The organism is Streptomyces spororaveus (genome assembly GCF_016755875.1).
GTDB classification, from domain to species: Bacteria; Actinomycetota; Actinomycetes; order Streptomycetales; family Streptomycetaceae; genus Streptomyces; species Streptomyces spororaveus.
This window is the reverse complement of sequence record NZ_BNED01000005.1, coordinates 4,079,832-4,103,096: the sequence shown is the minus strand read 5'-3', so window position 1 is coordinate 4,103,096 and position 23,265 is coordinate 4,079,832. Positions and strand designations below refer to the sequence as shown.

Annotated in this window: 21 protein-coding genes; 10 read left to right on the top strand and 11 right to left on the bottom strand. The window is 71.2% G+C overall.

What is annotated here, in order from left to right:
* Positions 1-26: 26 nt before the first annotated feature.
* Positions 27-1,310: an ATPase BagB gene (gene bagB, locus Sspor_RS20735; RefSeq protein ID WP_202200471.1), complete on the bottom strand. Its 1,284-nt coding sequence runs from the start codon at positions 1,308-1,310 to the stop codon at positions 27-29.
* On the bottom strand, positions 1,307-2,290 hold the full coding sequence (gene bagA / locus Sspor_RS20730) for an ATPase BagA (protein WP_202200470.1): 984 nt from the start codon (positions 2,288-2,290) through the stop codon (positions 1,307-1,309). Before bagA ends, bagB begins: the two co-directional genes overlap by 4 nt.
* A 208-nt stretch (positions 2,291-2,498) precedes the next feature.
* Here bagA and sp36 point away from each other — a divergent pair, with 208 nt between their 5' ends.
* The 5 genes from sp36 (at position 2,499) to Sspor_RS20705 (ending at position 5,416) form a co-directional block, all read left to right on the top strand.
* Positions 2,499-2,660 carry a Sp36 family protein gene (gene sp36 / locus Sspor_RS20725; protein WP_007264966.1) on the top strand — a complete coding sequence of 54 codons (162 nt, stop codon included), beginning with the start codon at positions 2,499-2,501 and terminating at the stop codon, positions 2,658-2,660.
* Positions 2,657-3,130: a RidA family protein gene (locus Sspor_RS20720; protein ID WP_202200469.1), complete on the top strand. Its 474-nt coding sequence runs from the start codon at positions 2,657-2,659 to the stop codon at positions 3,128-3,130. Before sp36 ends, Sspor_RS20720 begins: the two co-directional genes overlap by 4 nt.
* Positions 3,131-3,306: 176 nt before the next feature.
* Positions 3,307-4,278: an NUDIX hydrolase gene (locus Sspor_RS20715; protein ID WP_202200468.1), complete on the top strand. Its 972-nt coding sequence runs from the start codon at positions 3,307-3,309 to the stop codon at positions 4,276-4,278.
* A complete protein-coding gene (locus Sspor_RS20710; protein ID WP_202200467.1) occupies positions 4,275-5,120 on the top strand; it encodes an MBL fold metallo-hydrolase in 846 nt (281 codons plus the stop codon). Before Sspor_RS20715 ends, Sspor_RS20710 begins: the two co-directional genes overlap by 4 nt.
* Positions 5,117-5,416 (top strand): hypothetical protein, encoded by a 300-nt coding sequence (locus Sspor_RS20705; RefSeq protein ID WP_202200466.1) that lies wholly within the window; start codon positions 5,117-5,119, stop codon positions 5,414-5,416. Before Sspor_RS20710 ends, Sspor_RS20705 begins: the two co-directional genes overlap by 4 nt.
* A 50-nt stretch (positions 5,417-5,466) precedes the next feature.
* On the opposite strand, the gene Sspor_RS20700 is transcribed toward Sspor_RS20705, so the two are convergent.
* Together Sspor_RS20700 and Sspor_RS20695 are read right to left on the bottom strand one after the other, a co-directional pair.
* The gene (locus Sspor_RS20700) at positions 5,467-6,273 is read right to left on the bottom strand and encodes a nucleotidyltransferase domain-containing protein (protein ID WP_202200465.1); all 807 of its coding nucleotides are present in this window, start codon (positions 6,271-6,273) and stop codon (positions 5,467-5,469) included.
* 176 nt (positions 6,274-6,449) lie between these two features.
* Positions 6,450-7,124 (bottom strand): Crp/Fnr family transcriptional regulator, encoded by a 675-nt coding sequence (locus tag Sspor_RS20695; RefSeq protein ID WP_003981529.1) that lies wholly within the window; start codon positions 7,122-7,124, stop codon positions 6,450-6,452.
* Positions 7,125-7,395: 271 nt separating this feature from the next.
* Between Sspor_RS20695 and nth the strand changes: the two genes are divergently transcribed.
* From nth to Sspor_RS20680, 3 genes are all read left to right on the top strand, one after another.
* Positions 7,396-8,244 carry an endonuclease III gene (nth, locus tag Sspor_RS20690; RefSeq protein WP_237403945.1) on the top strand — a complete coding sequence of 283 codons (849 nt, stop codon included), beginning with the start codon at positions 7,396-7,398 and terminating at the stop codon, positions 8,242-8,244.
* A gap of 144 nt (positions 8,245-8,388) precedes the next feature.
* A complete protein-coding gene (locus Sspor_RS20685) occupies positions 8,389-9,111 on the top strand; it encodes an NUDIX hydrolase (RefSeq protein ID WP_202200463.1) in 723 nt (240 codons plus the stop codon).
* A 13-nt stretch (positions 9,112-9,124) separates the two neighbouring features.
* Positions 9,125-10,327: a MarP family serine protease gene (locus tag Sspor_RS20680; protein WP_202200462.1), complete on the top strand. Its 1,203-nt coding sequence runs from the start codon at positions 9,125-9,127 to the stop codon at positions 10,325-10,327.
* 330 nt (positions 10,328-10,657) lie between these two features.
* Here the strand turns inward: Sspor_RS20680 and Sspor_RS20675 are convergent, their stop codons facing one another.
* The 5 genes from Sspor_RS20675 to Sspor_RS20655 form a co-directional block, all read right to left on the bottom strand.
* Complete coding sequence (locus tag Sspor_RS20675) at positions 10,658-11,617, bottom strand: alpha/beta fold hydrolase (RefSeq protein WP_202200461.1); 960 nt, start codon at positions 11,615-11,617, stop codon at positions 10,658-10,660.
* The gene (locus tag Sspor_RS20670; RefSeq protein ID WP_202200460.1) at positions 11,614-12,072 is read right to left on the bottom strand and encodes a phage holin family protein; all 459 of its coding nucleotides are present in this window, start codon (positions 12,070-12,072) and stop codon (positions 11,614-11,616) included. The genes Sspor_RS20675 and Sspor_RS20670 overlap by 4 nt, the downstream gene beginning before the upstream one ends.
* A gap of 60 nt (positions 12,073-12,132) precedes the next feature.
* Positions 12,133-13,566 carry a Na+/H+ antiporter NhaA gene (nhaA, locus tag Sspor_RS20665; protein ID WP_202200459.1) on the bottom strand — a complete coding sequence of 478 codons (1,434 nt, stop codon included), beginning with the start codon at positions 13,564-13,566 and terminating at the stop codon, positions 12,133-12,135.
* 209 nt (positions 13,567-13,775) lie between these two features.
* Positions 13,776-15,773, bottom strand: coding sequence for an acetate--CoA ligase (gene acs / locus Sspor_RS20660; protein WP_202200458.1), 1,998 nt, complete (start codon positions 15,771-15,773; stop codon positions 13,776-13,778).
* 159 nt (positions 15,774-15,932) lie between these two features.
* Entirely contained in the window at positions 15,933-18,374 is a 2,442-nt protein-coding gene (locus Sspor_RS20655; RefSeq protein ID WP_202200457.1) for a SulP family inorganic anion transporter, read from the bottom strand.
* A 235-nt stretch (positions 18,375-18,609) separates the two neighbouring features.
* Here Sspor_RS20655 and Sspor_RS20650 point away from each other — a divergent pair, with 235 nt between their 5' ends.
* Positions 18,610-19,917, top strand: coding sequence for a polysaccharide deacetylase family protein (locus Sspor_RS20650; protein WP_202200456.1), 1,308 nt, complete (start codon positions 18,610-18,612; stop codon positions 19,915-19,917).
* On the opposite strand, the gene Sspor_RS20645 is transcribed toward Sspor_RS20650, so the two are convergent.
* Positions 19,871-20,893, bottom strand: coding sequence for an ATP-binding protein (locus tag Sspor_RS20645; RefSeq protein WP_202200455.1), 1,023 nt, complete (start codon positions 20,891-20,893; stop codon positions 19,871-19,873). The two genes, Sspor_RS20650 and Sspor_RS20645, sit on opposite strands and share 47 nt — an antisense overlap.
* Before the next feature lie 109 nt (positions 20,894-21,002).
* Between Sspor_RS20645 and Sspor_RS20640 the strand changes: the two genes are divergently transcribed.
* On the top strand, positions 21,003-21,824 hold the full coding sequence (locus Sspor_RS20640) for a Fic family protein (RefSeq protein ID WP_202200454.1): 822 nt from the start codon (positions 21,003-21,005) through the stop codon (positions 21,822-21,824).
* Between the two features lie 422 nt (positions 21,825-22,246).
* Here the strand turns inward: Sspor_RS20640 and Sspor_RS20635 are convergent, their stop codons facing one another.
* Positions 22,247-23,122, bottom strand: a complete 876-nt coding sequence (locus Sspor_RS20635) for an HAD family hydrolase (RefSeq protein WP_051778799.1) — start codon at positions 23,120-23,122, stop codon at positions 22,247-22,249.
* Positions 23,123-23,265: the final 143 nt, after the last annotated feature.

Genomic DNA, 23,265 nt, shown 5'->3' with positions numbered 1-23,265 from the left:
ACACGGCCACCACGACGTACCCACGCCTACGCTCCGGCCGGTACCCCGGCCGCGAGTCGTTCTCCGATGGCCCGCAGCCCGGCGAGGTCGTGCACATCGCCGGGCAGGGCGGCCACTTCCGCCACCGCCACTTCGGGGTGCAGTGAGGTGAAGCGATCGCGTGTGCGCTGTTCACGCGCGATCACCTGCATGCGCTCGGCGTGCAGGCGCAGCAGTCCTGCCGTGATCCGGTCGACGACCGCGGTGTCGCCTTCGGTGGGTTCGCTGGGTTCGGTCGGTTCGGTCGGTTCGGTCGGTTCAGCGCCCGAGTCACGAAGTCCAGCTTTCCCGGACTCCTGATCGACAATGCCGCCTTCTTCAAGATTCTCTGCGGCGGCCGACGCCCGCTCGGCGGACAGCTGGGCGGCGCCACTGCCGTGCACCCGGTTCAGTACCAGACCGGCCAGCGGCATCCGCTCCGCGGCCAGCCGCTCCACGAAGTACGCCGCCTCGCGCAGGGCGTCCGCCTCGGGCGCGGCGACCACGAGGAAGGCCGTGCCAGGAGCCTGGAGCAGCCGGAAGGTCGCGTCCGCGCGCGTGCGGAAGCCGCCGAACATCGTGTCCATCGCGGCCACGAAGGTCTGCACGTCCTTCAGCAGCGAGGCACCCATCAGTTTGCTGAGGGTGCCGGTCATCATCGACATGCCGACATTCAGGAACTTCATCCCGGCCCGCCCGCCCACCTTGGCCGGCGCCATCAGCACCCGGATGAACTTCCCGTCCAGGAAGGACCCGAGCCGCTTCGGCGCGTCCAGGAAGTCCAGCGCGGACCGGCTCGGCGGAGTGTCGACGATGATCAGGTCCCAGTCGTCCCGGGCCCGCAGCTGCCCCAGCTTCTCCATCGCCATGTACTCCTGCGTGCCCGCGAAGCCGGCCGACAGAGACTGGTAGAAGGGGTTGGCGAGGATGGCCCGGGCCCGCTCGCCGTCCGCGTGCGCCTCGACGATCTCGTCGAAGGTCCGCTTCATGTCCAGCATCATGGCGTGCAGTTCGCCGTCGCCCGCCCCTACGGTCTCCACCTTGCGCGGGGTGTTGTCCAGCGAGTCGATGCCCATCGACTGCGCGAGCCGCCGCGCCGGGTCGATGGTGAGCACGACGGCCTTGCGCCCGCGCCCGGCCGCCCGTACGCCGAGCGCCGCGGCCGTGGTGGTCTTGCCGACCCCGCCCGCCCCGCAGCACACGATGATCCGGGTCTCCCGGTCGTCCAACAGCCGGTCGACCGCCAGTCGCGGCGGAGTGTCCATGCCCACGGTGTCCACCCCCTCGCTCATTCGGCCACCGACTGCTTCCGCAATTCCTTGGCCAGCGCGTACAGCCCGGCCAGATCCATCCCCGCGCCGAGCAGGGGCAGTTCGTACGTCGGCAGGTCCAGCCCCGCCAGTACGGTGCGCTGCGCGCGCTCCAGCTCCACCCGGCCCGCGTGCTCGGCGGCCTGCGTGAGCAGCGGGTCCACCAGCCGCTCGGCCAGCCCGCCGCGGCGCGCCCCGCCGAGGCCCGCCCGGGACAGAGACTTCGCCACCTCGGCGCGGTGGTCGCCGGCCGCGGTGCGCAGGGTGTCCTCGTCCAGGTGGTGCGGCCGGACCATGTTGACGACGACCCGGCCGACGGGCAGGCCGGCCGCGCGCAGTTCCTCGATGCCGTCGGCGGTCTCCTGGACGGGCATCTCCTCCAGGAGGGTGACCAGGTGCACGGCCGTCTCGGGGGACTTGAGGACCTTCATGACGGCCTGGGCCTGGTTGTGGATGGGCCCGAACCGGGCCAGGCCCGCCACCTCGTCGTTGACGTTCAGGAACCGGGTGATCCGCCCGGTCGGCGGCGCGTCCATGATCACGTGGTCGTAGACGTACCGGCCGGCCTTGTCCTTGCGCCGCACCGCCTCGCACGCCTTGCCGGTCAGCAGGACGTCGCGCAGCCCGGGGGCGATGGTCGTCGCGAAGTCGATGGCGCCGAGCTTCTTGAGGGCGCGGCCGGCCGAGCCGAGCTTGTAGAACATCTGGAGGTAGTCCAGCAGCGCCCGTTCGGCGTCGATGGCGAGCGCGTAGACCTCACCGCCCCCGCCGGGCGCCACGGCGATCTTCCGTTCCTCGTAGGGGAGTGCCTCGGCGCCGAAGAGCTGCGCGAGCCCCTGCCTGCCCTCGACCTCCACGAGAAGAGTCCGGCCGCCCTCGCGTGCGAGGGCAAGCGCGAGTGCTGCGGCGACCGTGGTCTTGCCGGTGCCGCCCTTGCCGCTGACCACCTGGAGCCTGCTCACAGCGCCCGAGCCTAATTCCTTCGCTTCGACTCCGGTGGTGCCGGGTGGTTCTGCCGGAGTGTTCGGGCGTGAGCTCCGTTACGTCGGGCCGGCGACGGTCCGCGTCGGGCCGGTGCCGGGGCGGCCCGGCGCCTGCCCGGGTGAGGTGTCCGACCGTCGGCTCCGGGGGCGGCGTGCGGCCCGCACGACAGGCACTACCCTCGCTCCCATGACCAAGAAGTTCGAATATGCGACGGTCCCGCTGCTGGTTCACGCCACCAAGCAGATCCTGGACACCTGGGGCGAGGACGGCTGGGAGCTCGTCCAGGTCGTGCCCGGCCCGAACAACCCCGAGCAGCTCGTGGCCTACCTCAAGCGGGAGAAGGCATGAGCGGCGTCGTCGAGGCGAAGCTGGCCGAGCTCGGCCTGACCCTTCCCGAGGTTGTTCCGCCGCTGGCCGCGTACCAGCCGGCCGTACGGTCGGGTGCGTACGTCTTCACCGCGGGCCAGCTCCCGATGATCAAGGGCAGCCTGCCGGTCACCGGCAAGGTCGGCGCCGAGGTCTCGCCGGAGCAGGCCAAGCAGCTGGCCGCCACCTGCGCGCTGAACGCCCTGGCCGCCGTCAAGTCGGTCGTGGGTGACCTCGACAAGATCGCGCGTGTCGTGAAGGTCGTCGGCTTCGTCGCCTCCGCCCCCGACTTCACCGCCCAGCCGGGTGTGCTGAACGGCGCGAGCGAGCTCCTGGGCGCCGTCCTCGGCGAGAAGGGCGTCCACGCCCGCAGCGCCGTCGGCGTGGCGGTCCTGCCGCTGGACGCCCCGGTCGAGGTCGAGATCCAGGTGGAGCTGGTCGCCGGAGCCTGACCCTCCGGGGTGGTTTCCGCCGGGACGGGCCGGGGTCGCGCACCGCGCGATTCCCGGCCCGTCCCGCGTGGCGCCGGGGCCGGACCGCCGGTGACAGGCCCGTATCGGCCGCCCGTGTCGGCCACCTGTGACGGGGGACCCTCGAACATCGGGCCGGATGGCCGTAGCATCCGGCCATGCCGAATGGTCAGCATGGTCAGCAGCAGCCCCCCGCCGGAGGCCAGTGGTACCCGCCGGAGTGGCCCGACCGCATCCGCGCGCTCGCGGACGGCTCGCTCGTCCCGGTGGATCCGCGGCGCGCCGCCACCGTGATGCTCCTGCGCGACACCCCCGACGGTCCCGCCGTGCACATGCTGCGCAGGCGGGCCTCCATGGCCTTCGCCGGGGGCGCGTACGCCTATCCGGGCGGCGGGGTCGATCCCCGCGACGAGGAGCACCAGGTCGGCTGGGCGGGCCCCTCCCAGGAGGAGTGGGCGGCCCGGCTCGGGACCGATCCCCGTACCGCCCAGGCCATCGTCTGCGGCGCCGTACGGGAGACCTTCGAGGAGGCGGGCGTGCTGCTCGCCGGGCAGACCCCGGACGAGATCGTCGGCGACACCACCGGGGACGACTGGGAGGCCGACCGGCTGGCACTCGTGGCACGGGAGCTGTCCTTCGCGGAGTTCCTGGACCGCCGCGGCCTGCGGCTGCGCTCCGACCTCCTCGGCGCCTGGGCGCGCTGGATCACCCCCGAGTTCGAGCCGCGCCGCTACGACACCTGGTTCTTCGTCGCCGCCCTCCCCGAGGGGCAGCGCACCCGCAACGCCTCCACCGAGGCCGACCGGACCGTGTGGATCCGCCCGGCCGACGCGGCCGCCGGGTACGACAAGGGCGAGCTGCTGATGATGCCGCCCACCATCTCCACGCTGCGGTCGCTGGAGCCGTACGGGACCGCCGCGGGCGCTCTCGCCTCCGCGGCGGAGCAGGACCTCGCCCCCGTGCTGGCCCAGGCCACGCTGGAGGACGGCGAGCTGGTGCTCAGCTGGCCGGGGCACGACGAGTTCACCAAGCGGGTCCGCCCCGCGGGTCCCGCGGATGCCGCGGGTCCCGCGGATGCCTCGGGTCCCGCAGGTCCCGCCGAGCCCGCAGGTCCGGGAGGCCCCGCATGACCGACGCCGCCGCACTGCCCGGACAGCCCCGCGGAGTCGTCACCTCCGGGCCCGCGACCGCCCGCGCGGTGAACGTCCTGGCCCCCAACGCCTCCGCGATGACCCTCGACGGCACCAACACCTGGCTGGTGTCGGAGCCTGGCTCCGACCTCGCCGTCGTGATCGATCCCGGCCCGCTGGACGACGTACACCTGCGGGCGGTCATCGCCACCGCCGAGCAGGCCGGCAAGCGGATCGCCCTCACCCTGCTCACCCACGGCCATCCCGACCACGCCGAGGGCGCGGGCCGCTTCGCCGAGCTCACCCGTACGAAGGTCCGCGCCCTGGACCCGGCCCTGCGCCTCGGCGACGAGGGCCTGGCCGCCGGTGACGTGATCCGGACCGGCGGGCTGGAGCTGCGCGTGGTCCCGACCCCCGGCCACACCAGCGACTCGCTCTGCTTCCACCTGCCGGCCGACCGGGCCGTGCTGACCGGTGACACCATCCTGGGCCGCGGCACCACCGTCGTCGCCCATCCCGACGGCCGCCTCGGCGACTACCTGGACTCCCTGCGCCGGCTGCGCTCGCTCACCGTGGACGACGGGGTGCACACCGTCCTGCCGGGCCACGGGCCGGTCCTGGAGGACGCGCAGGGCGCCGTCGAGTACTACCTGGCCCACCGCGCGCACCGGCTCGCCCAGGTCGAGACCGCCGTCGAGAACGGCTGCCTGACCCCGGAGTCGGTCGTCGCCCAGGTCTATGCGGATGTGGACCGGTCCCTGTGGCCGGCCGCGGAATGGTCCGTCCGGGCGCAGCTGGAGTACCTTCAAGATCACGGACTGATCCCGGGAGGGCCTGAATGAACACCGTGTTCCTGCTGATCATGCTGATCGCGACGGCCGGATGGATCACCTCGACGGTGACCCTCCGGGTCCAGAGCCTCCAGAACAAGGCGGACCGCATGGAGCGCCGCCTGGCCCTGGTGCTGGACCACTTCGGCATCGAGGAGCCGGAGCCGGCCGGGATGGACGAGGTGCGCGCCCACCTCAGGGCCGACCGGCACATCTCGGCGATCAAGGAGTACCGCCGGATCACCGGGGCGGGCCTGGCGGAGGCCAAGCTGGCCGTCGACGCCCTCGCCGCGGCCGAGAAGGCCTGAACCCGGCGCGGACCGATCGCCGGGCCGCCCTCTCCGGATCCCGCCGGTCCTCAGGCCGTGCGCGGCGTCTTGGTCCCGTGCCTGGCCGTGTACTCGTCGGCCAGCCACGGCCCGAGGTCCTCGACGTAACCGCGCAGCACCTCCGGATCCGCGACGGGCTCCAGCGCGACCCCGGCCGCGGCCTGCAGCTGAGCCGCGCGTTCCGGGTAGTACATGCCGAAGATCTCCGCGGACTCGCCGAGGTCGCTCGTCCAGCCACCCCACCGCGGCATGACCAGCGTGAAGGCGGTGCGCACCAGGCGCCGGGAGAAGAGGCGGCTCAGCTTCCGGTACTCCTGCGGCGTCGAAGCCTCCCGCACCCGCTTGCGCCATCCGGGCAGTACGTCGGCCAGATCGCCGTTGGTCTCGCGGGCGAGCAGGCTGTCCGGCCGGTAGCGCGGCAGGTGCTCGGCCAGGTCCGCGCCGAGCAGTGGGGTGCACAGGCAGGCGAGGAACCAGCCCAGGTCGAATCGTTCCGCCTCGCTCAGCACGGCCCCCTTGTCCCGGAGCAGGACGGCGACCCCGTCGACCTCCGGGAAGTCCTCGTCGAGCCCGCGGGCGAGCACCTCGGCGCCGTCCCGGTCCTCGTCGGAAGGCACGTGGTGCAGTACGAGCAGCAGGTCGAGGTCGGACCGCCCGGGCCGGGCCGCTCCGCGCGGCACGGATCCGTAGAGGTAGGCGCTGTGCAGCCGGCGGCCGTACGCCTCGGAGATCCGGCCCCGGGCGGCCGCCACGACGCCCCTGAACTCGCTCTGCACCCGTCCCAGGGACCCCTCCCGCTCGAAGTACCCGTACGCGTCCATCCCTCTGTGCTCCATGGCTCAACTGTGCCTGGCCGCGCGCCCGGGGCGGCCGACCGGACGCCGTGCGTCGGCCGGAGGTGCCCCCGCGCGGCGCCGTGGCCCCGGCGCACGCGCAGGGGGAACGCGGAAGGGGAACGCGAAGGGGTCCTGCCCGGTCGGGCAGGACCCCTTCGAACGGCTGTGGGCCGGCGTCAGCGGGAGCGCTTCGCGAGGCGCTCCACGTCCAGCAGGATGACCGCACGCGCTTCCAGGCGCAGCCAGCCGCGGCCCGCGAAGTCGGCCAGGGCCTTGTTCACGGTCTCGCGCGAGGCGCCGACGAGCTGTGCGAGCTCTTCCTGCGTCAGGTCGTGCACCACGTGGATGCCCTCCTCCGACTGCACGCCGAAGCGGCGCGACAGGTCGAGGAGCGCCCGCGCCACACGGCCGGGAACGTCGGAGAAGACCAGGTCGGACATCTGGTCGTTGGTCTTGCGCAGGCGCCGGGCGACGGCGCGCAGCAGCGCGGTCGCGACCTCGGGCCGGGCGTTGAGCCAGGGCTGGAGGTCACCGTGGCCGAGGCCGAGGAGCTTGACCTCGGTCAGGGCGGTGGCGGTGGCGGTGCGCGGGCCCGGGTCGAAGAGCGACAGCTCGCCGATCAGCTCGCCGGGGCCGAGGACGGCCAGCATGTTCTCGCGGCCGTCGGGGGAGGTGCGGTGGAGCTTCACCTTGCCCTCGGTCACGACATACAGCCGGTCGCCGGGGTCGCCCTCGTGGAACAGGGCGTCACCGCGTGCGAGGGTCACCTCGCCCATGGAGGCGCGGAGCTCCGCGGCCTGCTCGTCATCGAGCGCCGCGAAGAGCGGGGCGCGCCGCAGAACGTCGTCCACGAGTCTCTCTCCTATGTCGACCGGCTCAGGGGGACCGATGCTCCCTATTTTGCCGGACGGCTGTATCAGTGCGATCAATCACAAGGATGCCGGACGTACGGGCGTGCTGTGCGGCGGGAGGCCAATCGGAGTGGTGTTACCTGAGGTCCGGGCGGGTGTCAGCGGGCGGCCTTAGGCTGGCCGGGTGTCCAATAAGCCGGTGAGAGCACAGGCCAAGGGGTCCGGCGGAGTGACGGAGCCCCAAAATTCAGCCGTGGGCGAACATGTCCCAGTGAAGACGTCCGCGAGGGCTGCGGCCACCCCTCAGGGCAAAGTTTCGGCCAAGAAACCGAAGGCGGTCAAGCCGGAATCGCGCCTGGCCATGGTGCGCAGGGCGCGGCGCATCAACCGCGAGCTGGCCGAGATCTATCCGTACGCCCATCCGGAGCTCGACTTCCGCAATCCCTTCGAGCTGCTCGTCGCGACGGTGCTGTCCGCGCAGACCACCGACCTGCGGGTGAACCAGACGACCCCGGCCCTCTTCGCCGCCTACCCGACCCCCGAGGACATGGCCGCGGCCGCTCCCGAGGATCTGGAGGAGCTGATCCGGCCGACCGGGTTCTTCCGGGCCAAGTCGAGGTCCCTGCTCGGCCTCTCGCAGGCCCTGCGGGACGACTTCGGCGGGGAGGTGCCGGGCCGGATCGAGGACCTGGTGACGCTGCCCGGGGTGGGCCGCAAGACCGCGAACGTGGTCCTCGGCAATGCGTTCGGTGTCCCGGGGATCACGGTGGACACCCATTTCGGCCGGCTGGTGCGCCGCTGGAAGCTGACCGAGCAGGAGGACCCGGAGAAGGTCGAGGCCGAGATCTGCGCGATCTTCCCGAAGAGCGAGTGGACGATGCTCTCGCACCGGGTCGTCTTCCACGGCCGCCGGATCTGCCACGCGCGCAAGCCGGCCTGCGGGGCCTGCCCGATCGCCCCGCTCTGCCCGGCGTACGGGGAGGGCGAGACCGACCCGGAGAAGGCGAAGAAGCTGCTCAAGTACGAGAAGGGCGGCCAGCCGGGCCAGCGGCTCACCCCGCCCCCGGACTACCCGGGCCTCCCGGCCCCGCCGCTGGGGGGCCCGGTGGCGGCGCCCTAGCGGGTGCGGGGCCGCCAGGGGCGCAGTGGCGCACGGGAGCGCAAAAACCCGCGGACCCGGCGGCTCAGGAACGAATCTGTACCCGGACCGCGTTTGCGGTGTGGGGAGACGGCGCTGGACAGGACGACGCGGACAGGGGTGTCTATGACGCGCGGTACACGGGACGAGGCCGGAACCACGGTGGGAGCCCGCGGGGGCGGCGGCCCGGCCGTCACCACCGTCGGCCTGCCCGGCTGGCTCGACCCCGTCGTCGAGGCGGCCCGGTCCGTCCAGCCGGGGCAGCTGAGCCGGTTCCTGCCGCCCGAGGACGGCCGCGGGCGGCAGTCCGCCGTGCTCGTCCTGTTCGGGGAGGGCGCCCGGGGCCCCGAGCTGCTCCTGATGGAGCGTGCGGGCACGCTGCGCTCGCACGCGGGCCAGCCGTCCTTCCCCGGCGGTGCGCTGGACCCGCAGGACGGCGATCCGCACACCACCGGCCCGCTGCGCGCCGCGCTGCGCGAGGCCGAGGAGGAAACCGGACTGGATCCTTCCGGCGTGCAGCTCTTCGGCGTGCTGCCCCGTCTCTACATCCCCGTCAGCGAGTTCGTCGTGACCCCGGTGCTCGGCTGGTGGCGTGACCCCAGCCCGGTCGGAGCCGTGGACCTCGCGGAGACCGCACGGGTCTTCACGGTTCCCGTGGCCGATCTCACGGATCCCGAACACCGGGTCACGACCGTTCACCCGAGCGGCCACCTGGGGCCGGGATTCACCGTCGAATCTGCTCTGGTCTGGGGTTTCACCGCCGGAGTGATCGACCGGATCCTGCACTTCGCGGGCTGGGAGCGTCCGTGGGACCGCTCACGGCAGGTCCCGCTCGACTGGCGCGCATGAGACGGTGGCCCACGTGAACGTGCTGGACATCCTGTTGCTTCTCGCCGCCGTATGGTTCGCGATCGTCGGCTACCGCCAGGGGTTCGTCGTCGGCATCCTGTCGGTGATCGGCTTCCTCGGCGGTGGTCTCATCGCCGTGTCCCTGCTCCCGCTGATCTGGGACCGGGTGACGGAGAACGGCACCCAGGTGTCCACCACGGTCGTCGTGATCTCCGTGGTCGTGATCATCATCTGTGCCTCGATCGGCCAGGCCCTGACCACCCACCTCGGGAGCAAACTCCGCCGCCAGATCACCTGGTCACCGGCGCGCGCGCTCGACGCGACCGGCGGGGCCCTGGTCAACGTGGTCGCGATGCTGCTCGTGGCCTGGCTGATCGGTTCGGCACTCGCCGGGACCTCGCTCCCCACGCTGGGCAAGGAGGTCCGCAACTCCAAGGTCCTCCTCGGCGTGTCGCGAGTCCTCCCGGAGCAGGCGAACACCTGGTTCTCCGACTTCAGTTCCACCCTCGCGCGCAACGGCTTCCCACAGGTGTTCAGCCCGTTCTCCAACGAGCCGATCACCGAGGTGCAGGCGCCCGACCCGACGCTGGCCAGCAGCCCCGTGGCCGATCTGGCGAAGCGCTCGATCGTGAAGGTCGTCGGTACGGCGCCCAGCTGCAGCAAGGTGCTGGAGGGCACGGGCTTCGTCTTCGCGCCCGGCAAGGTGATGACCAACGCGCACGTCGTCGGCGGGGTCAGCGAGCCGACCGTGCAGATCGGCGGCGAGGGCAGGCTGTACGACGCCAAGGTCGTGCTCTACGACTGGGCGCGCGACATCGCCGTCCTGGACGTGCCCAAGCTGAAGGCCCCGCCGCTGGAGTTCTCCGAGAGGGACGCGGCGAGCGGCAACGACGCGATCGTCGCCGGCTTCCCGGAGAACGGCGGGTACGACGTCCGGTCGGCCCGCGTCCGCGGGCGGATCAATGCCAACGGCCCGGACATCTACCACCGCGGAACCGTCCGGCGGGACGTCTACTCGCTGTTCGCGACGGTCCGCCAGGGCAACTCCGGCGGACCGCTGCTGACGCCCGACGGCAGGGTGTACGGGGTCGTCTTCGCGAAGTCCCTCGACGACCCCAACACCGGTTACGTGCTGACGGCGGACGAGATCCGCGACGACATCCGGGTCGGCAAGGACGCCGTACGCCGGGTGGACAGCCAGGGCTGCGCCCTCTGAGACGAGGCCCCCGCCGGGTCCCTACGTCCGTGGATGACGCAGGCGCGCGGAGACCCAGCGGGCCCGTCGGCGCAGGATGAGCGGAATCCCGAGACGGGGGTCGTGGCCGTGCCGGCCGGCCCTCTCGTAGGTGCCCGGCGTAGCTGCCGAGCGGCGTTCGTGCGCGGTGTCACCGTAGTCGTGCGTCCAGCTCATACTCCGAGCTCTGCCCGTGCCCCAAGGTCCGTAATCCCGTCAGGCGCGGCCAATTGGCCTATGCGCCAGGCAATTGAATGCTCGTAAGACAATCGCGCGATCGAACTGCCCCCGGTTCAGGGGGCGGTCGTCCCGTCAGCGGTCCGGCTCGGGGTCCTTCAGCCAGTTCACCAGTTCGGAGGAGAAGGCGACCGGGTCCTCCTCGTGCGGGAAGTGCCCGAGGCCGTCGAACAGCCGCCACCGGTAAGGGGCTTCGACGTACTCCCCGGACCCGGCCGCGCTGCGGGTACGCATCACCGGGTCGAGCGAACCGTGCAGATGCAGCGTGGGCACCCGCACCGGACGCTTCATCCGCCGGTTGAACTGGATCCCGTCGGGCCGCGCCATCGACCGCATCATCCAGCGGTACGGCTCGATCGAGCAGTGCGCGGTGGACGGGATGCACATGGCCCGCCGGTACACGGCCAGATCCTCCTCCTCGGGCGGCCGCGGACCCGACCAGTCCTGGATCAGCTCCCCTACGAGCGCTCCGCCGTCGGCGACGAGCTGCCGCTCGGGAACGAAGGGCCGCTGGAAGCCCCAGATGTGCGAACTCGCCCTGGTCTGGCCGAAGTCCGACAGCATCGCCGAGCGCCAGCGGCGCGGATGCGGCATGGACGACACCACGAGCCGGCGCACCAGCTTGGGCCGCATCACGGCCGCCGTCCAGGCCAGGTACCCGCCCAGGTCGTGCCCGACGAGCGCGGCGTCCGGCTCGCCGAGGGACCGTACGACTCCGGTGATGTCGAGCGCGAGGTTGGCGGGGTCGTAGCCGCGCGGGGTGCGGTCGCTGCCGCCCACGCCGCGCAGGTCCATCGCGACCGCCCGGTACCCGGCGTCCGCGAGCGCGGTCATCTGGTGCCGCCAGGTCCACCAGAACTGCGGGAAGCCGTGGAGCAGCAGCACCAGCGGCCCGTCACCGAGCTCGGCGACGTGGAACCGGGCGCCGTTCGCGGCGACGTCCCGGTGGGTCACCACCCGCCCGCCGGGGAGGTCGAGCCGTACCGCCGTGGCAGCTGTGGGAGGAACGCTGGAGTCCGGCGTGGGCGCTGTCATGAGGACGAGCGTGCCACACCCACAGCGTTGTCACTCACCGGCCGCGGGTGCGGCTTGACGGTCCCGACCAGCGCGGCGGTCTGCTTGACGGAGGCGATGGACTTCTCCGGCGGCTTGATCTTCTTGAACTTCCGTACGGCGATCAGCGTGAGCACGCCCGCGATCAGCAGGAACGCGCTGCCGACGATGAGGAAGGACCACGCGAGTCCGAGCCCGAGGTTGTGGATCCCGTAGGCCGCCGCGAAGGTCAGCACCGGGAGGGAGAAGACCGCGAACACTCCTGCGGCGGCGATGGAGGCGGAGCCGCTGCCCACGCGCTTGGCGTCCTCGCGGATCTCCGCCTTGGCGAGGGCGATCTCGTCGTGCACCAGCGCGGACATCTCGGCGGTGGCCGAGGCGACCAGCTGGCCGAGTGTGAGCTCGGCTCCCTGCGCCTCTTGGTCCACTGCGCTCATCGCTCTCTCCCTCTGTCGTCTGCTGCCGGTCGGCGCGGCTGTCCTGCGTCGTCAGTCAGATCATGCCGGACGGTCGCCGTCGTTGGTGGACCCGGCTGCGGTTTGGAGGGCGGTGGCGGCCTCGGTCTCGGCCCTGCGGCGGTGTTCCGCGGCCCTTTCCTCGTAGATCTCGGCCATCCGCAGGTGGTACGCGGGGTTGTGCTCCTCGTAGATGTCCGGGATGCCGTCGTGGTCCTCGTCGCGCTCCTCGGCTTCGGTGAGCGCCCGGTACCTGCGGTTGCGGAGTTTGAGCATGACGCACGCGATCACGGCGGCGATCAGGGAGCCGATCAGGACGGCCGCCTTGACCTCGTCGGTGAGGACCGGGTCGTCGGCGAAGGCGAGTTCGCCGATCAGGAGGGAGACGGTGAAGCCGATGCCGGCGAGCGAGGCCACGGCGAGTACGTCCGGCCACGCGAGGTCCTCGTTCAGCTCGGCCTTGGTGAAGCGGGCGGCCAGCCAGGTGCCGCCGAAGATGCCCACCGTCTTGCCGATGACGAGGCCGAGCACCACGCCGAGGGTCTCGGGCCGGGTGAAGACCTGGGCGATGGCCTCGTCGGAGAGGGAGACTCCGGCGGAGAAGAGGGCGAAGAGGGGGACGGCGAGACCGGCCGACAGGGGGCGGACCAGATGCTCGATCCGTTCGCCGGGGGAGTGCTGCTCACCGTCCCGGCGGGTGCAGCGGAGCATCAGGCCCATGGCGACGCCGGCGATGGTGGCGTGGACGCCGCTGTTGTACATCAGGCCCCAGATGACCAGGGCGAGCGGGACGTAGACGTACCAGCCGTGGACGCCCCGGCGGAGCAGGAACCAGAAGAGGGCGAGTCCCGTGAACGCGCCGCCGAGCGCGAGGAAGTCGATGTCGCTGGTGAAGAACACCGCGATGATCAGGATGGCGAAGAGGTCGTCGACGACCGCGAGGGTCAGCAGGAAGGCGCGCAGGGCCGACGGCAGTGAGGTGCCGATGACGGCGAGGACGGCGAGCGCGAAGGCGATGTCGGTGGCGGTCGGCACGGCCCAGCCGTCCGTGGAGCCGTGGCCCAGGACGTTGACGAGCACGTAGACCACCGCGGGCACGGCCATGCCGCACAGGGCGGCGATCACCGGGAGCGCGGCCGCCCTGGCGTCGCGCAGATCGCCCGCGACGAGCTCGCGCTTGAGCTCGATGCCGGCGACGAAGAAGAAGACGGCGAGGAGCCCGTCGGCCGCCCAGTGCTGGAGCGAGAGGTCCAGGCCGAGGGAGGCGGGGCCGATGTGGAAGGACCGGACGCTGGAGTAGCTCGCGGAGATGGCGGGGATGTTCGCCCACAGGAGGGCGGCGATCGCGGCCACGAGCAGCAGGACTCCGCCCACGGTCTCGGCGCGCAGGGCGTCGCCGACGAAGCGGAGCTCGGGCAGTGAGAGGCGGCCGAGCAGCTTGCGGCTCTTGTGGTCGGTGGGGCTGGGCGCGGCCACGAGGGGACACCTCCGGGGTCGGATGGACGGCATGGCGAAGCTCATTGCCGACCAGACTTCCCGGCGCACCCTGTGATCTTTTTACGCTTTCAATATTTTACAGGGCGTGCGCGAGGGCGTATCCGGCGATCATCACTTTAAGTGCGAAAGGGGCACCCGGCGCGGCGCGCCGGGTGCCCCTTTCGGTGTGTCCCGTGTGGGCCCGTGCCTCAGTCCTCGCTGCCGGCGGCCGGGAGCTTGCTCTGGATCAGGTCCATGACCGAGGAGTCGGCGAGCGTGGTGACGTCGCCGACGGCGCGGTTCTCCGCCACGTCGCGCAGCAGACGGCGCATGATCTTGCCCGAGCGGGTCTTCGGCAGCTCCTGGACCGGCAGGATCCGCTTCGGCTTGGCGATCGGTCCGAGCGTGCTGCCCACGTGGTTGCGCAGGTCCGCGACCAGGCCCTCGGTCTCGGAGGCGCTGCCGCGCAGGATGACGAAGGCGACGATGGCCTGACCGGTGGTCTCGTCGTTGGCGCCGACCACGGCCGCCTCGGCGACCGAGGGGTGCGAGACGAGCGCCGACTCGACCTCGGTGGTCGAGATGTTGTGGCCCGACACGAGCATCACGTCGTCCACCCGGCCGAGCAGCCAGATGTCGCCGTCGTCGTCCTTCTTGGCGCCGTCGCCCGCGAAGTACTTGCCCTCGAAGCGCGACCAGTAGGTGTCGATGAACCGCTGGTCGTCGCCCCAGATGGTGCGCAGCATCGACGGCCACGGCTCGGTGAGGACCAGGTAGCCGCCCCCGCCGTTCGGGACCTCGTGCGCCTCGTCGTCCACGACGGTGGCGGAGATCCCGGGCAGGGCCCGCTGTGCGGAGCCCGGCTTGGTGGCGGTGACGCCCGGCAGCGGGGAGATCATCATCGCGCCGGTCTCGGTCTGCCACCAGGTGTCCACGATCGGGCAGCGGTCGCCGCCGATGTGCTTGCGGTACCAGATCCAGGCCTCGGGGTTGATCGGCTCGCCGACCGAGCCCAGCACGCGCAGGCTCGACAGGTCGAACTTCGCGGGGATGTCGTCGCCCCACTTCATGAACGTACGGATGGCGGTCGGCGCCGTGTAAAGGATGGTCACGCCGTACTTCTGGACGACCTCCCAGAACCGCCCCTGGTGCGGGGTGTCCGGGGTGCCCTCGTACATCACCTGGGTGGCGCCGTTCGCGAGCGGCCCGTAGACGATGTAGGAGTGCCCGGTCACCCAGCCGATGTCGGCGGTGCACCAGTAGACGTCGGTCTCCGGCTTCAGGTCGAAGACCGCGTGGTGGGTGTACGCGGCCTGCGTGAGGTACCCGCCGGAGGTGTGGAGGATGCCCTTCGGCTTACCCGTGGTCCCCGAGGTGTAGAGGATGAAGAGCGGGTGCTCGGCGTCGAAGGGCTGCGGGGTGTGCTCGGCGGACTGCCGGCCGACCACCTCGTGCCACCAGACGTCGCGGCCCTCGGTGAAGGCGGTGTCCTGGCCGGTGCGGCGCACGACGAGTACGTGCTCGACCTGCGGACACCTGGCGACGGCCTCGTCGATGGCGGGCTTCAGGGCGCTGGGCTTGCCGCGGCGGTAGCCGCCGTCGGCGGTGATGACCAGCTTGGCGTCGGCGTCCTGGATGCGGGAGGCGACGGCATCGGCGGAGAAGCCGCCGAAGACCACGGAGTGCGCGGCGCCGACGCGGGCGCACGCGAGCATCGCGACGACCGCCTCGGGGATCATCGGCAGGTAGACGGCGACCCGGTCGCCGGCCGCGACACCCAGCTCGGTCAGGGCGTTGGCGGCCTTGGAGACCTCGTCCTTGAGCTCGGCGTAGGTGATCGAGCGGCTGTCGCCGGGCTCGCCCTCGAAGTGGATGGCGACGCGGTCGCCGTTGCCGGCCTCGACGTGGCGGTCCACGCAGTTGTACGCGACGTTCAGCTTGCCGTCCGCGAACCACTTCGCGAAGGGCGGGTTCGTCCAGTCGAGCGTCTCCGTCGGCTCGGTGGCCCAGGTCAGCCGCCGGGCCTGCTCGGCCCAGAAGCCCAGCCGGTCCGCGTCGGCCTGTGTGTACGCAGCCTCGGTCACATTGGCGGCGGCGGCCAGATCGGCGGGCGGTGCGAACCGCCGCTCCTCCTTGAGCAGATTGGCCAGGCTCTCATTGCTCACGACATCTCCCTTTCCCAGGGTGTCCGTTGTGTCCCCGGGCATAGCTCATCAGTCAGCGGCCCAGGTGACAAGGGGTAGCCGAGAATTGGTTTAGACCTATATCACGATCCGGCCCGCGCGAGAACGGAGTGCGAATGGCCCCTCCCCGCCGCAGGGGCGGGAAGGGGCCAAACGATTGCACGAATACGGGAGGGTATCGGTTCAGGCGTGCTGACCCACGCTGTCGAAGACCCGGCAGTCGAAGAAGTCCTCGCCCTCGGACAGCAGATACGCCTGCGCCTCGCCCACGTGGAAGTACATCCCGTGCAGCTCCAGGGTGCCCTCGGCGAGCCGCCTGGCCACCGATTCGTGGGCCCGCAGGTGCTCCAGCTGCTGGACCACGTTGGTCAGGCACAGCTGCTCCACCGCGTCCGCCGGGAGCCGGCCCGAGATCCGGGCCCAGGCGTGGTGGCGGCTGGCCATCCGCTCGAGGCTGGGCAGCCCGTGCCGGAGCCAGCGGCGCAGCGGGGTCATCGGGGCCCCGGGCGTGGAACTGAGCAGGGCCTGCATGGCCCCGCAGCCCGAGTGCCCGCACACCGTGATGCTCTCCACCTGCAGGACGTCCACGGCGTACTCGATGGCCGCGGCGACCGAGTCGTCGGTGGACTCCGCGCCGGGCAGCGGGACCAGGTTGCCGACGTTGCGGACCGTGAACAGGTCGCCCGGGCCGCTGGCCGTGATCATGCTGGTCACCAGACGGGAGTCCGCGCAGGTGAGGAAGAGCTGCGAGGGCCGCTGCCCCTCGCGGGCCAGCCGGGCCAGCTCGTCCCGCACGTGGGGGGCGGTGTCGCGCTGGAAGGCGCCGATCCCGCTGGCCAGTTGGCCCGCGCCCCGCCGCCGGGGAGCGGGCGAGGCGGCCTGCTCACCGGCGGCCTTCGCCTCCGCCTCGGTGACCGCCGCGGCCGCCTTGGCCGCGGCCGCGGCGGTGAGCGTACGGGTGCCCGCGGGGCGGTGGTCGCAGTGGTTCTGCCACGGAGTCCAGGGGCGGCAGCACTGGTGCACCCCGCGCTGCGGCGCGCGGCGGGACCGGTCCGCGTGGCGGCTTCCGTCGGCGGGCTCACCGACGGGCACGGCTCCGGAGTCCGCTCCGGGTGCGGCTTCGGGCCGCCGGGCCGAAGCCCCGGCGCGGCCTGTGACCTCCAGCGAGCCCCCGTGCGCCAGGTGGGAGTCCTGCCAGTCGTGCAGCGTCTCGTAGGCCGCGTGGTCCATGAACGAGCCGTCCAGCTCGACCACCGCGTGCCGGTCGTGCGGAATCTGGTTCAGCACCCGGCTCAGCCGGGGCACCGCGAGGAAGGTCAACTGCCCGCGCGCCCGCACCCGGTGGACGCCGCCGTCCAGCTGTTCCACGGTGATCCGGGTCCGGGCCAGCCGGTGCAGGGCCAGCGCGACGGCCACCGCGATACCGATGGCCACGCCCTCCAGGACCCCGCCGAGCACCACGGCGACGATGGTCGTGCCGTAGACCACGACCTCCCGGTGCCGGGTGACGCTGCGAAGGTGCGTGATGCTGACCATCTGGAAGCCGACCGCCATCACCAGGGCGGCCAGCGCGGCGAGCGGGATCAGGTCGAGGACCGGGACGAGCAGGCCGGCCGCCAGCACCACCCAGAGACCGTGCAGCATGGTCGATCTCCGGCTGACCGCACCGGACTTGACGTTGGCCACGCTCCGGACGGCCACACCGGAGACGGGCAGTCCTCCGAGCGCGCCGGAGACGATGTTCGCCGCACCCTGCCCCCACAGCTCGCGGTTGAGGTCGGTACGCGGGGGGCGCTTGTCCGTGCGCCGCTCGGAGGCGATCAGCTTGTCGGTCGCGACCGCGGAGAGCAGGGACTGCACACTGCCGACCAGGGCGATGGTCAGGACGGCGGCGAGGATGCCGAGGACGGGGCCCTCGGGCAGCTCGGGCAGGGCATGGCTGCGCCAGGACGGCAGGTCCACCCGGGGCAGGGCGAGCCCGGACAGCGCGGCCGCGGCGGTGGCCGCGGCCACCGCCGCCAGTGCGGCGGGAGCCTTGCGCAGGAACCGGCCGGCCCGTCCGGGCAGCCACGGCCAGGCGAGCAGGACGGTGAGGGTCAGGGTGCTGACGCCCAGTGCCGCGGGATGCAGATCGGCCAACTGTGCGGGCAGCCCGAGGACGTTGGCCACGGCGGAACTCTGCGGGTTGCCGCCGAGCACGATGTGCAGCTGGGCGAGGGCGATCGTCACGCCGATCCCGGCGAGCAGGCCGTGCACGATGGCCGGGCTGACCATGAGCGCCGACCGGGCGGTGCGCAGCGCGGCGAGGCCGAGCTGGCACACGCCGGCGAGCACGGTGATGGCGCAGGTGGTGCGCCATCCGTAGTGCTGGATCAACTCGGCTGTGACCACGGTGAGTCCGGCGGCGGGCCCGCTCACCTGGAGCGGTGCGCCGCCGAGGCGCCCGGCGACGATCCCGCCGACCGCCGCGGCGACCAGCCCCGCCTGGAGCGGGGCGCCGGTGGCCAGGGCGATGCCGAGCGAGAGCGGCAGTGCGATCAGGAAGACCGCGATGGAGGCGGAGAAGTCTGCGGGAAGGTCCTTGCGGATCTCTTGGGCGGTGCGTGCGGGGGAGGTGGCTGTCATCGGGTCCCGTCTCCTCTGGGGAGGGATGAAGCGGCGGGAGTCTCAACACTCGGTAAATGGATGGTAATGGAGAGTAAAGGTGAGCGGTGAATAATACGGGCAAATGGGCTATGAATTAGCACTCAGGGGTGATTAAGCATTTTGTACGGCTTGTCACATCTTCTTCAGAGCGGACCGCATGGGACGTTGCGGCGCGGAAGTCCCGCGATGGAACTGCGAGGGAGAGGTGGGGCGGATGATCGTCGCCACGAAGAAGATCGCCGGCGGCCTGGTCGCCACGGCGCTGGTCCTGGGGGTCGCCGGATGCAGCACCTCGGAACCCGTCAAGTCCCCGGCTCCCGGCGCCCCGAACGCATTGAAGGGGCCCGCCGCCCCGGAGGCCCCCGGCAGCGTCAACCGGCCCATCGGCGACGGTTCGACCGCGTACACCGGCATGCAGCCGAACGTGCAGAAGCCGCAGAAGCTCAAGCCCGGCGAGAAGCCGCCGCAGTTCGTCGTGTTCTCGTGGGACGGGGCCGGCGAGGACAGTCAGAAGCTCTTCTCGCACTTCCGGGAGGTCGGCAAGAAGTACAACGCGCGCATGACGTACTTCCTCAGCGGCGTCTACATGCTCCCGGAGGAGAAACGTTCCCTCTATACGGCGCCCCAGCACTCGTCCGGCCTCTCCGACATCGGCTTCGGCGACCTCCAGGGCATCAAGGACACCGCCGCCCAGGTCCGCGCGGCCTGGCTGGAGGGCAATGAGATCGGCACCCACTTCAACGGGCACTTCTGCGGCCCGGACGGCGGTGTCGGCACCTGGTCCGTCGAGGAGTGGAAGAGCGAGATCAACCAGGCCAAGTCCTTCGTCAAGAACTGGAAGACCAACTCCGGTCTGAAGGACCAGGAGGCGCTGCCCTTCAACTACGACAAGGAGCTCATCGGCGCCCGCACCCCCTGCCTCGAAGGTCAGAAGAACTTCATGCTGGCCGCGAAGGACATGGGCTTCCGCTACGACTCCAGCGGCATCAGCAAGCAGATCTGGCCCAAGAAGACGGACGGGCTCTGGGACATCCCGCTCCAGCTGGTGCCCATGCCGGGGCGCGCCTTCGACACGCTGAGCATGGACTACAACTACATGGTCAACCAGTCCGGGACGACCTCGCAGGGCGACCCCTCCCAGCACGCCTACTGGGGCGACCAGATGCGCGACGGCCTGCGGGAGGCCTTCGACCGGGTCTACCAGGGCAACCGCGCACCGCTGATCATCGGCAACCACTTCGAGTCCTGGAACGGCGGCACCTACATGCGCGCCGTCGAGGAGTCCATCAAGACCATGTGCACCCAGAAGGAGGTCCGCTGCGTCCCGTTCCGGGAGCTGGCTGACTGGCTGGACGCGCAGGACCCGAAGACCCTGGAGTGGATGCGCGGCCTCGACGTCGGTGAGACGCCGAAGGAGGGCTGGGCCAAGTTCCTGACCGCGGGGCCGCCGGCGAAGCCGGCCGCCCCCGCGGGCGTCAAGCCGGCTGCGGAGCCGGCCGGGGAGAGTGCGAACGAGGGCTGACGAGCGCCTCGGCCCCCTCGCGCAGGACGAAATCGGGGTCGACCTGGTCCGCCAGGTCGGCCCCGGTCTTGGCGTTGCCCCAGCTCTCCGCGTTCTTGAGGTGGAAGCTCACCATCTGCTCCGTGTACCGGGCCCAGTCACGGTGCGCGTAGGAGTCGTCGGCGGCGTCCTGGAGCTCCTGGAGGGCGAACCGGTTGGACGCCTCCAGCAGCTCGAAGGAGGCCGGACGGCCCTTCTCCATCGCCCGTACCCAGTCCGAGTGCCCGACGGTGACGAGCAGGTCCTCGCCCACCTCGTCCTGGAGGAACTCGATGTCCTCGGGTCCCTGGACCTTGTTGCCGATGACCTTGAGGGCGACCCCGAAGTCCCGTGCGTACTCCTTGTACTGGCGGTAGACGGAGACGCCCTTGCGGGTCGGTTCGGCGACCAGGAAGGTTACGTCGAATCGGGTGAACATGCCCGAGGCGAAGGAGTCCGAGCCGGCCGTCATGTCGACGACCACGTACTCGTCCGGGCCGTCCACCAGGTGGTTGAGGCAGAGCTCGACCGCTCCGACCTTGGAGTGGTAGCAGGCCACGCCCAGGTCGGCCTCGGTGAACGGCCCGGTGGCCATGAGCCGTACGGGCTCCCCGTCGAGCAGGAGCGTGCGCGCGCAGGCCTCGTAGACCGGGTTGTCCTCGGTGACGCGCAGCAGGCGCGAGCCGCGGCCGGGCGGGGTGGTCTTGATCATCGTGTCGGCGGACGCGATGCGCGGATTGGAGCCCCGCAGGTACTCCTTGATCAGGGGCAGGTGCGCGCCGAGGGCGGGCAGTGTGGCGGCCTCCTCCTCGGTGAGGCCGAGCGCGGCGCCCAGGTGCTGGTTGATGTCGGCGTCCACCGCGACGACAGGGGCCTCATTGGCGGCGAGGTGGCGGATGAAGAGGGAGGACAGGGTCGTCTTGCCGCTGCCGCCCTTCCCTACGAAAGCGATCTTCATGTTCACCAAGCGTAGTGGTTCGATAGCACTGTGTTGTCAAGGTGAGTGAAGAAGACCACTCCAAGGAGGGGTCGGTGTCGAGGGTGCGCAGTGCGTAGGCTCCCTACTTATGAGTAGCGCTTCTGACCCGCTGGCCCCCCTGGCCGGGCTGCCCGGTGTCGCCGAGTCCGTCGATTCCGTACGCAAGGCCGTGGACCGTGTCTACGGGCACCGCGTGATGCGTCGCCGCAGCGGTGAGATCACCTCGGAGGCGGCCCTGCGTGGCGCCCGCGGGAGCGCGGCGCTGTCCGGCGCGGACTGGGCGCTGGAGGAGGTGCGCCGCCGGACCGACTTCGGGTCGGAGCCGGAGGCCCTGACGGTGGGCGCGGCGCTGCGGCTGACGGCGGAGGCCGGCCAACTGCTGAGCATCTGGCGGCAGTCGCCGCTACGGGTCCTGGCGCGGCTGCACCTGGTGGCGTGCGGGTCGACGGCGGACGGCGACGTGGTGGGCCGTCCCCGGCTGGCGGGCGAACCGGTGACCGAGCCCCTGGTCGGACTCCCGCTGCCGAGCGCCGAGGAGGTGGCGGGCCGCCTCGACGGGCTGTCCCGCCTGATCATCGCGGGCGGTTCCGCCCCGGCCCTGATCACGGCGGCGGTGGTGCACGGCGAGCTGCTGGCCCTGCGCCCGTTCGCCTCGTACAACGGCTTGGTCGCACGGGCGGCGGAGCGGATCGTCCTGATCAACAGCGGCCTGGACCCGAAGGCCATCTGTCCGGCGGAGGTCGGCCACGCGGAGCAGGGGAGCGACGCCTACCTGGCCGCTTTCGAGGGCTACGTCTCCGGGACCCCGGAGGGCATGTCGGCGTGGATCGGCCACTGCGGCCGGGCGATCGAGCTGGGTGTCCGGGAGTCGACGGCGGTCTGCGAAGCCCTGCAGCGCGGCGCGGCCTGATCCGTCCGTTCCCGCCCGTTCCCCGCCTGTCCGCGGACCCACCCGATCCGCGTGTTACAGCCGTTCGGCCCCGGACACGGGTTGCGGCGACACCGTCTTGCTTTGGTGTCGCCGCTGGCATTTACGCCCAGTTACCAAGCGTCCTCGATAGTTGCCCATCAGGTCGGGGTCTTTGCCCGTTACCTGGTGCGGCTGGCCCGTAATCGACGGGTCGACGTCGCGTGGGTGCTCGGCGCTCATGCTTCGGTCCGTGGGCCTTACTGCGTTTTAAAGATGATCCTCTCGGATGTTCTTTGGTCTCGCGGGCCGTTGCTTTATTTGTACTCCGCTTCGGAGCCATGCGAAACCCCTGGCTCCAGTTTTTACTTTCCGGGACGACCAAGGGCGAACCGGACAGGTCTTATCAGTGCAGGTCAGGACATTCAGGCAGAGCGGGTCGCGGCGAGCGCGTGGGCGCGGCGCCGGCTCGCGTACCAGACCAGCCCGGCGGTGGCGGCCGCCGCGCCCACAGCTGCCGCGGCGACCAGGGCGGGCCGGGTCGGCATGGAGAGTCCGGGGAGGCGCTGCTTCAGCCGCACGGGCCGGTTGAAGACCAGGACCGGCCATTCGCGCGCCACGGCCTCCCGCCGCAGCGCCCGGTCGGGGTTGACGGCGTGGGGGTGCCCGACGGCTTCGAGCATCGGGACGTCGGTGGCCGAGTCGCTGTAGGCGTAGCACCGGGTGAGGTCGTACCCCTCGGACTCCGCGAGTTCGCGTACGGCCTCGGCCTTGGTGGGCCCGTAGGCGTAGTACTCGATCTCGCCGGTGAAGCAACCGTCCTCACCCACGACCATGCGGGTGGCGACGACCCGGTCCGCGCCGAGCATCTCCCCGATGGGCTCGACGACTTCCGCGCCCGAGGTGGACACGATCACCACGTCGCGGCCGGCGGTGTGGTGGGCTTCGATCAGGGACGCGGCCTCGTCGTAGATGATCGGGTCGATGAGGTCGTGCAGGGTCTCGGCGACGATCTCCCGCACCTGCTGCACGTTCCACCCCTTACAGAGGGCGGACAGGTACTCGCGCATCCGTTCCATCTGATCGTGGTCGGCGCCGCCGGCCAGGAAGATGAACTGCGTGTACGCGGTGCGCAACACGGCTCGCCGGTTGATCAGGCCGCCTTGGTAGAAGGACTTGCTGAACGTCAAGGTGCTCGACTTCGCAATGACCGTCTTGTCCAGGTCGAAGAAGGCTGCCGTGCGAGGCGAGGAGTGCGGCAAGGGCTGATTTTCCACGCCCCGAGCATATGCGCCCACCATTCGGCGTAAGGTGTGGCGCGTGGGTTTGCCTGAGAAGGCTCTCGGGTACACCATGGAAGTCACGGATCGTTCGCGACCGTGCTAACCCGGTCTGGCTCCTCCCCCCCCGAGTCGGACCGTGGGGACGACCCCCGCTCTCCCCC

What these genes read in the sequence shown, in the direction of transcription:
- Sspor_RS20650 (WP_202200456.1), top strand. Translation starts at nt 18,610, where the DNA reads ATGATCGTCGCCACGAAGAAGATCGCCGGCGGCCTGGTCGCCACGGCG.
- Sspor_RS20715 (WP_202200468.1), top strand. Translation starts at nt 3,307, where the DNA reads ATGCCGAATGGTCAGCATGGTCAGCAGCAGCCCCCCGCCGGAGGCCAG.
- Sspor_RS20705 (WP_202200466.1), top strand. Translation starts at nt 5,117, where the DNA reads ATGAACACCGTGTTCCTGCTGATCATGCTGATCGCGACGGCCGGATGG.
- acs (WP_202200458.1), bottom strand. Translation starts at nt 15,773, where the DNA reads ATGCCCGGGGACACAACGGACACCCTGGGAAAGGGAGATGTCGTGAGC.
- sp36 (WP_007264966.1), top strand. Translation starts at nt 2,499, where the DNA reads ATGACCAAGAAGTTCGAATATGCGACGGTCCCGCTGCTGGTTCACGCC.
- Sspor_RS20720 (WP_202200469.1), top strand. Translation starts at nt 2,657, where the DNA reads ATGAGCGGCGTCGTCGAGGCGAAGCTGGCCGAGCTCGGCCTGACCCTT.
- Sspor_RS20640 (WP_202200454.1), top strand. Translation starts at nt 21,003, where the DNA reads ATGAGTAGCGCTTCTGACCCGCTGGCCCCCCTGGCCGGGCTGCCCGGT.
- Sspor_RS20685 (WP_202200463.1), top strand. Translation starts at nt 8,389, where the DNA reads ATGACGCGCGGTACACGGGACGAGGCCGGAACCACGGTGGGAGCCCGC.
- Sspor_RS20675 (WP_202200461.1), bottom strand. Translation starts at nt 11,617, where the DNA reads ATGACAGCGCCCACGCCGGACTCCAGCGTTCCTCCCACAGCTGCCACG.
- bagB (WP_202200471.1), bottom strand. Translation starts at nt 1,310, where the DNA reads ATGAGCGAGGGGGTGGACACCGTGGGCATGGACACTCCGCCGCGACTG.
- Sspor_RS20670 (WP_202200460.1), bottom strand. Translation starts at nt 12,072, where the DNA reads ATGAGCGCAGTGGACCAAGAGGCGCAGGGAGCCGAGCTCACACTCGGC.
- Sspor_RS20635 (WP_051778799.1), bottom strand. Translation starts at nt 23,122, where the DNA reads ATGGTGGGCGCATATGCTCGGGGCGTGGAAAATCAGCCCTTGCCGCAC.
- Sspor_RS20710 (WP_202200467.1), top strand. Translation starts at nt 4,275, where the DNA reads ATGACCGACGCCGCCGCACTGCCCGGACAGCCCCGCGGAGTCGTCACC.
- Sspor_RS20645 (WP_202200455.1), bottom strand. Translation starts at nt 20,893, where the DNA reads ATGAAGATCGCTTTCGTAGGGAAGGGCGGCAGCGGCAAGACGACCCTG.
- Sspor_RS20655 (WP_202200457.1), bottom strand. Translation starts at nt 18,374, where the DNA reads ATGACAGCCACCTCCCCCGCACGCACCGCCCAAGAGATCCGCAAGGAC.
- Sspor_RS20700 (WP_202200465.1), bottom strand. Translation starts at nt 6,273, where the DNA reads ATGGAGCACAGAGGGATGGACGCGTACGGGTACTTCGAGCGGGAGGGG.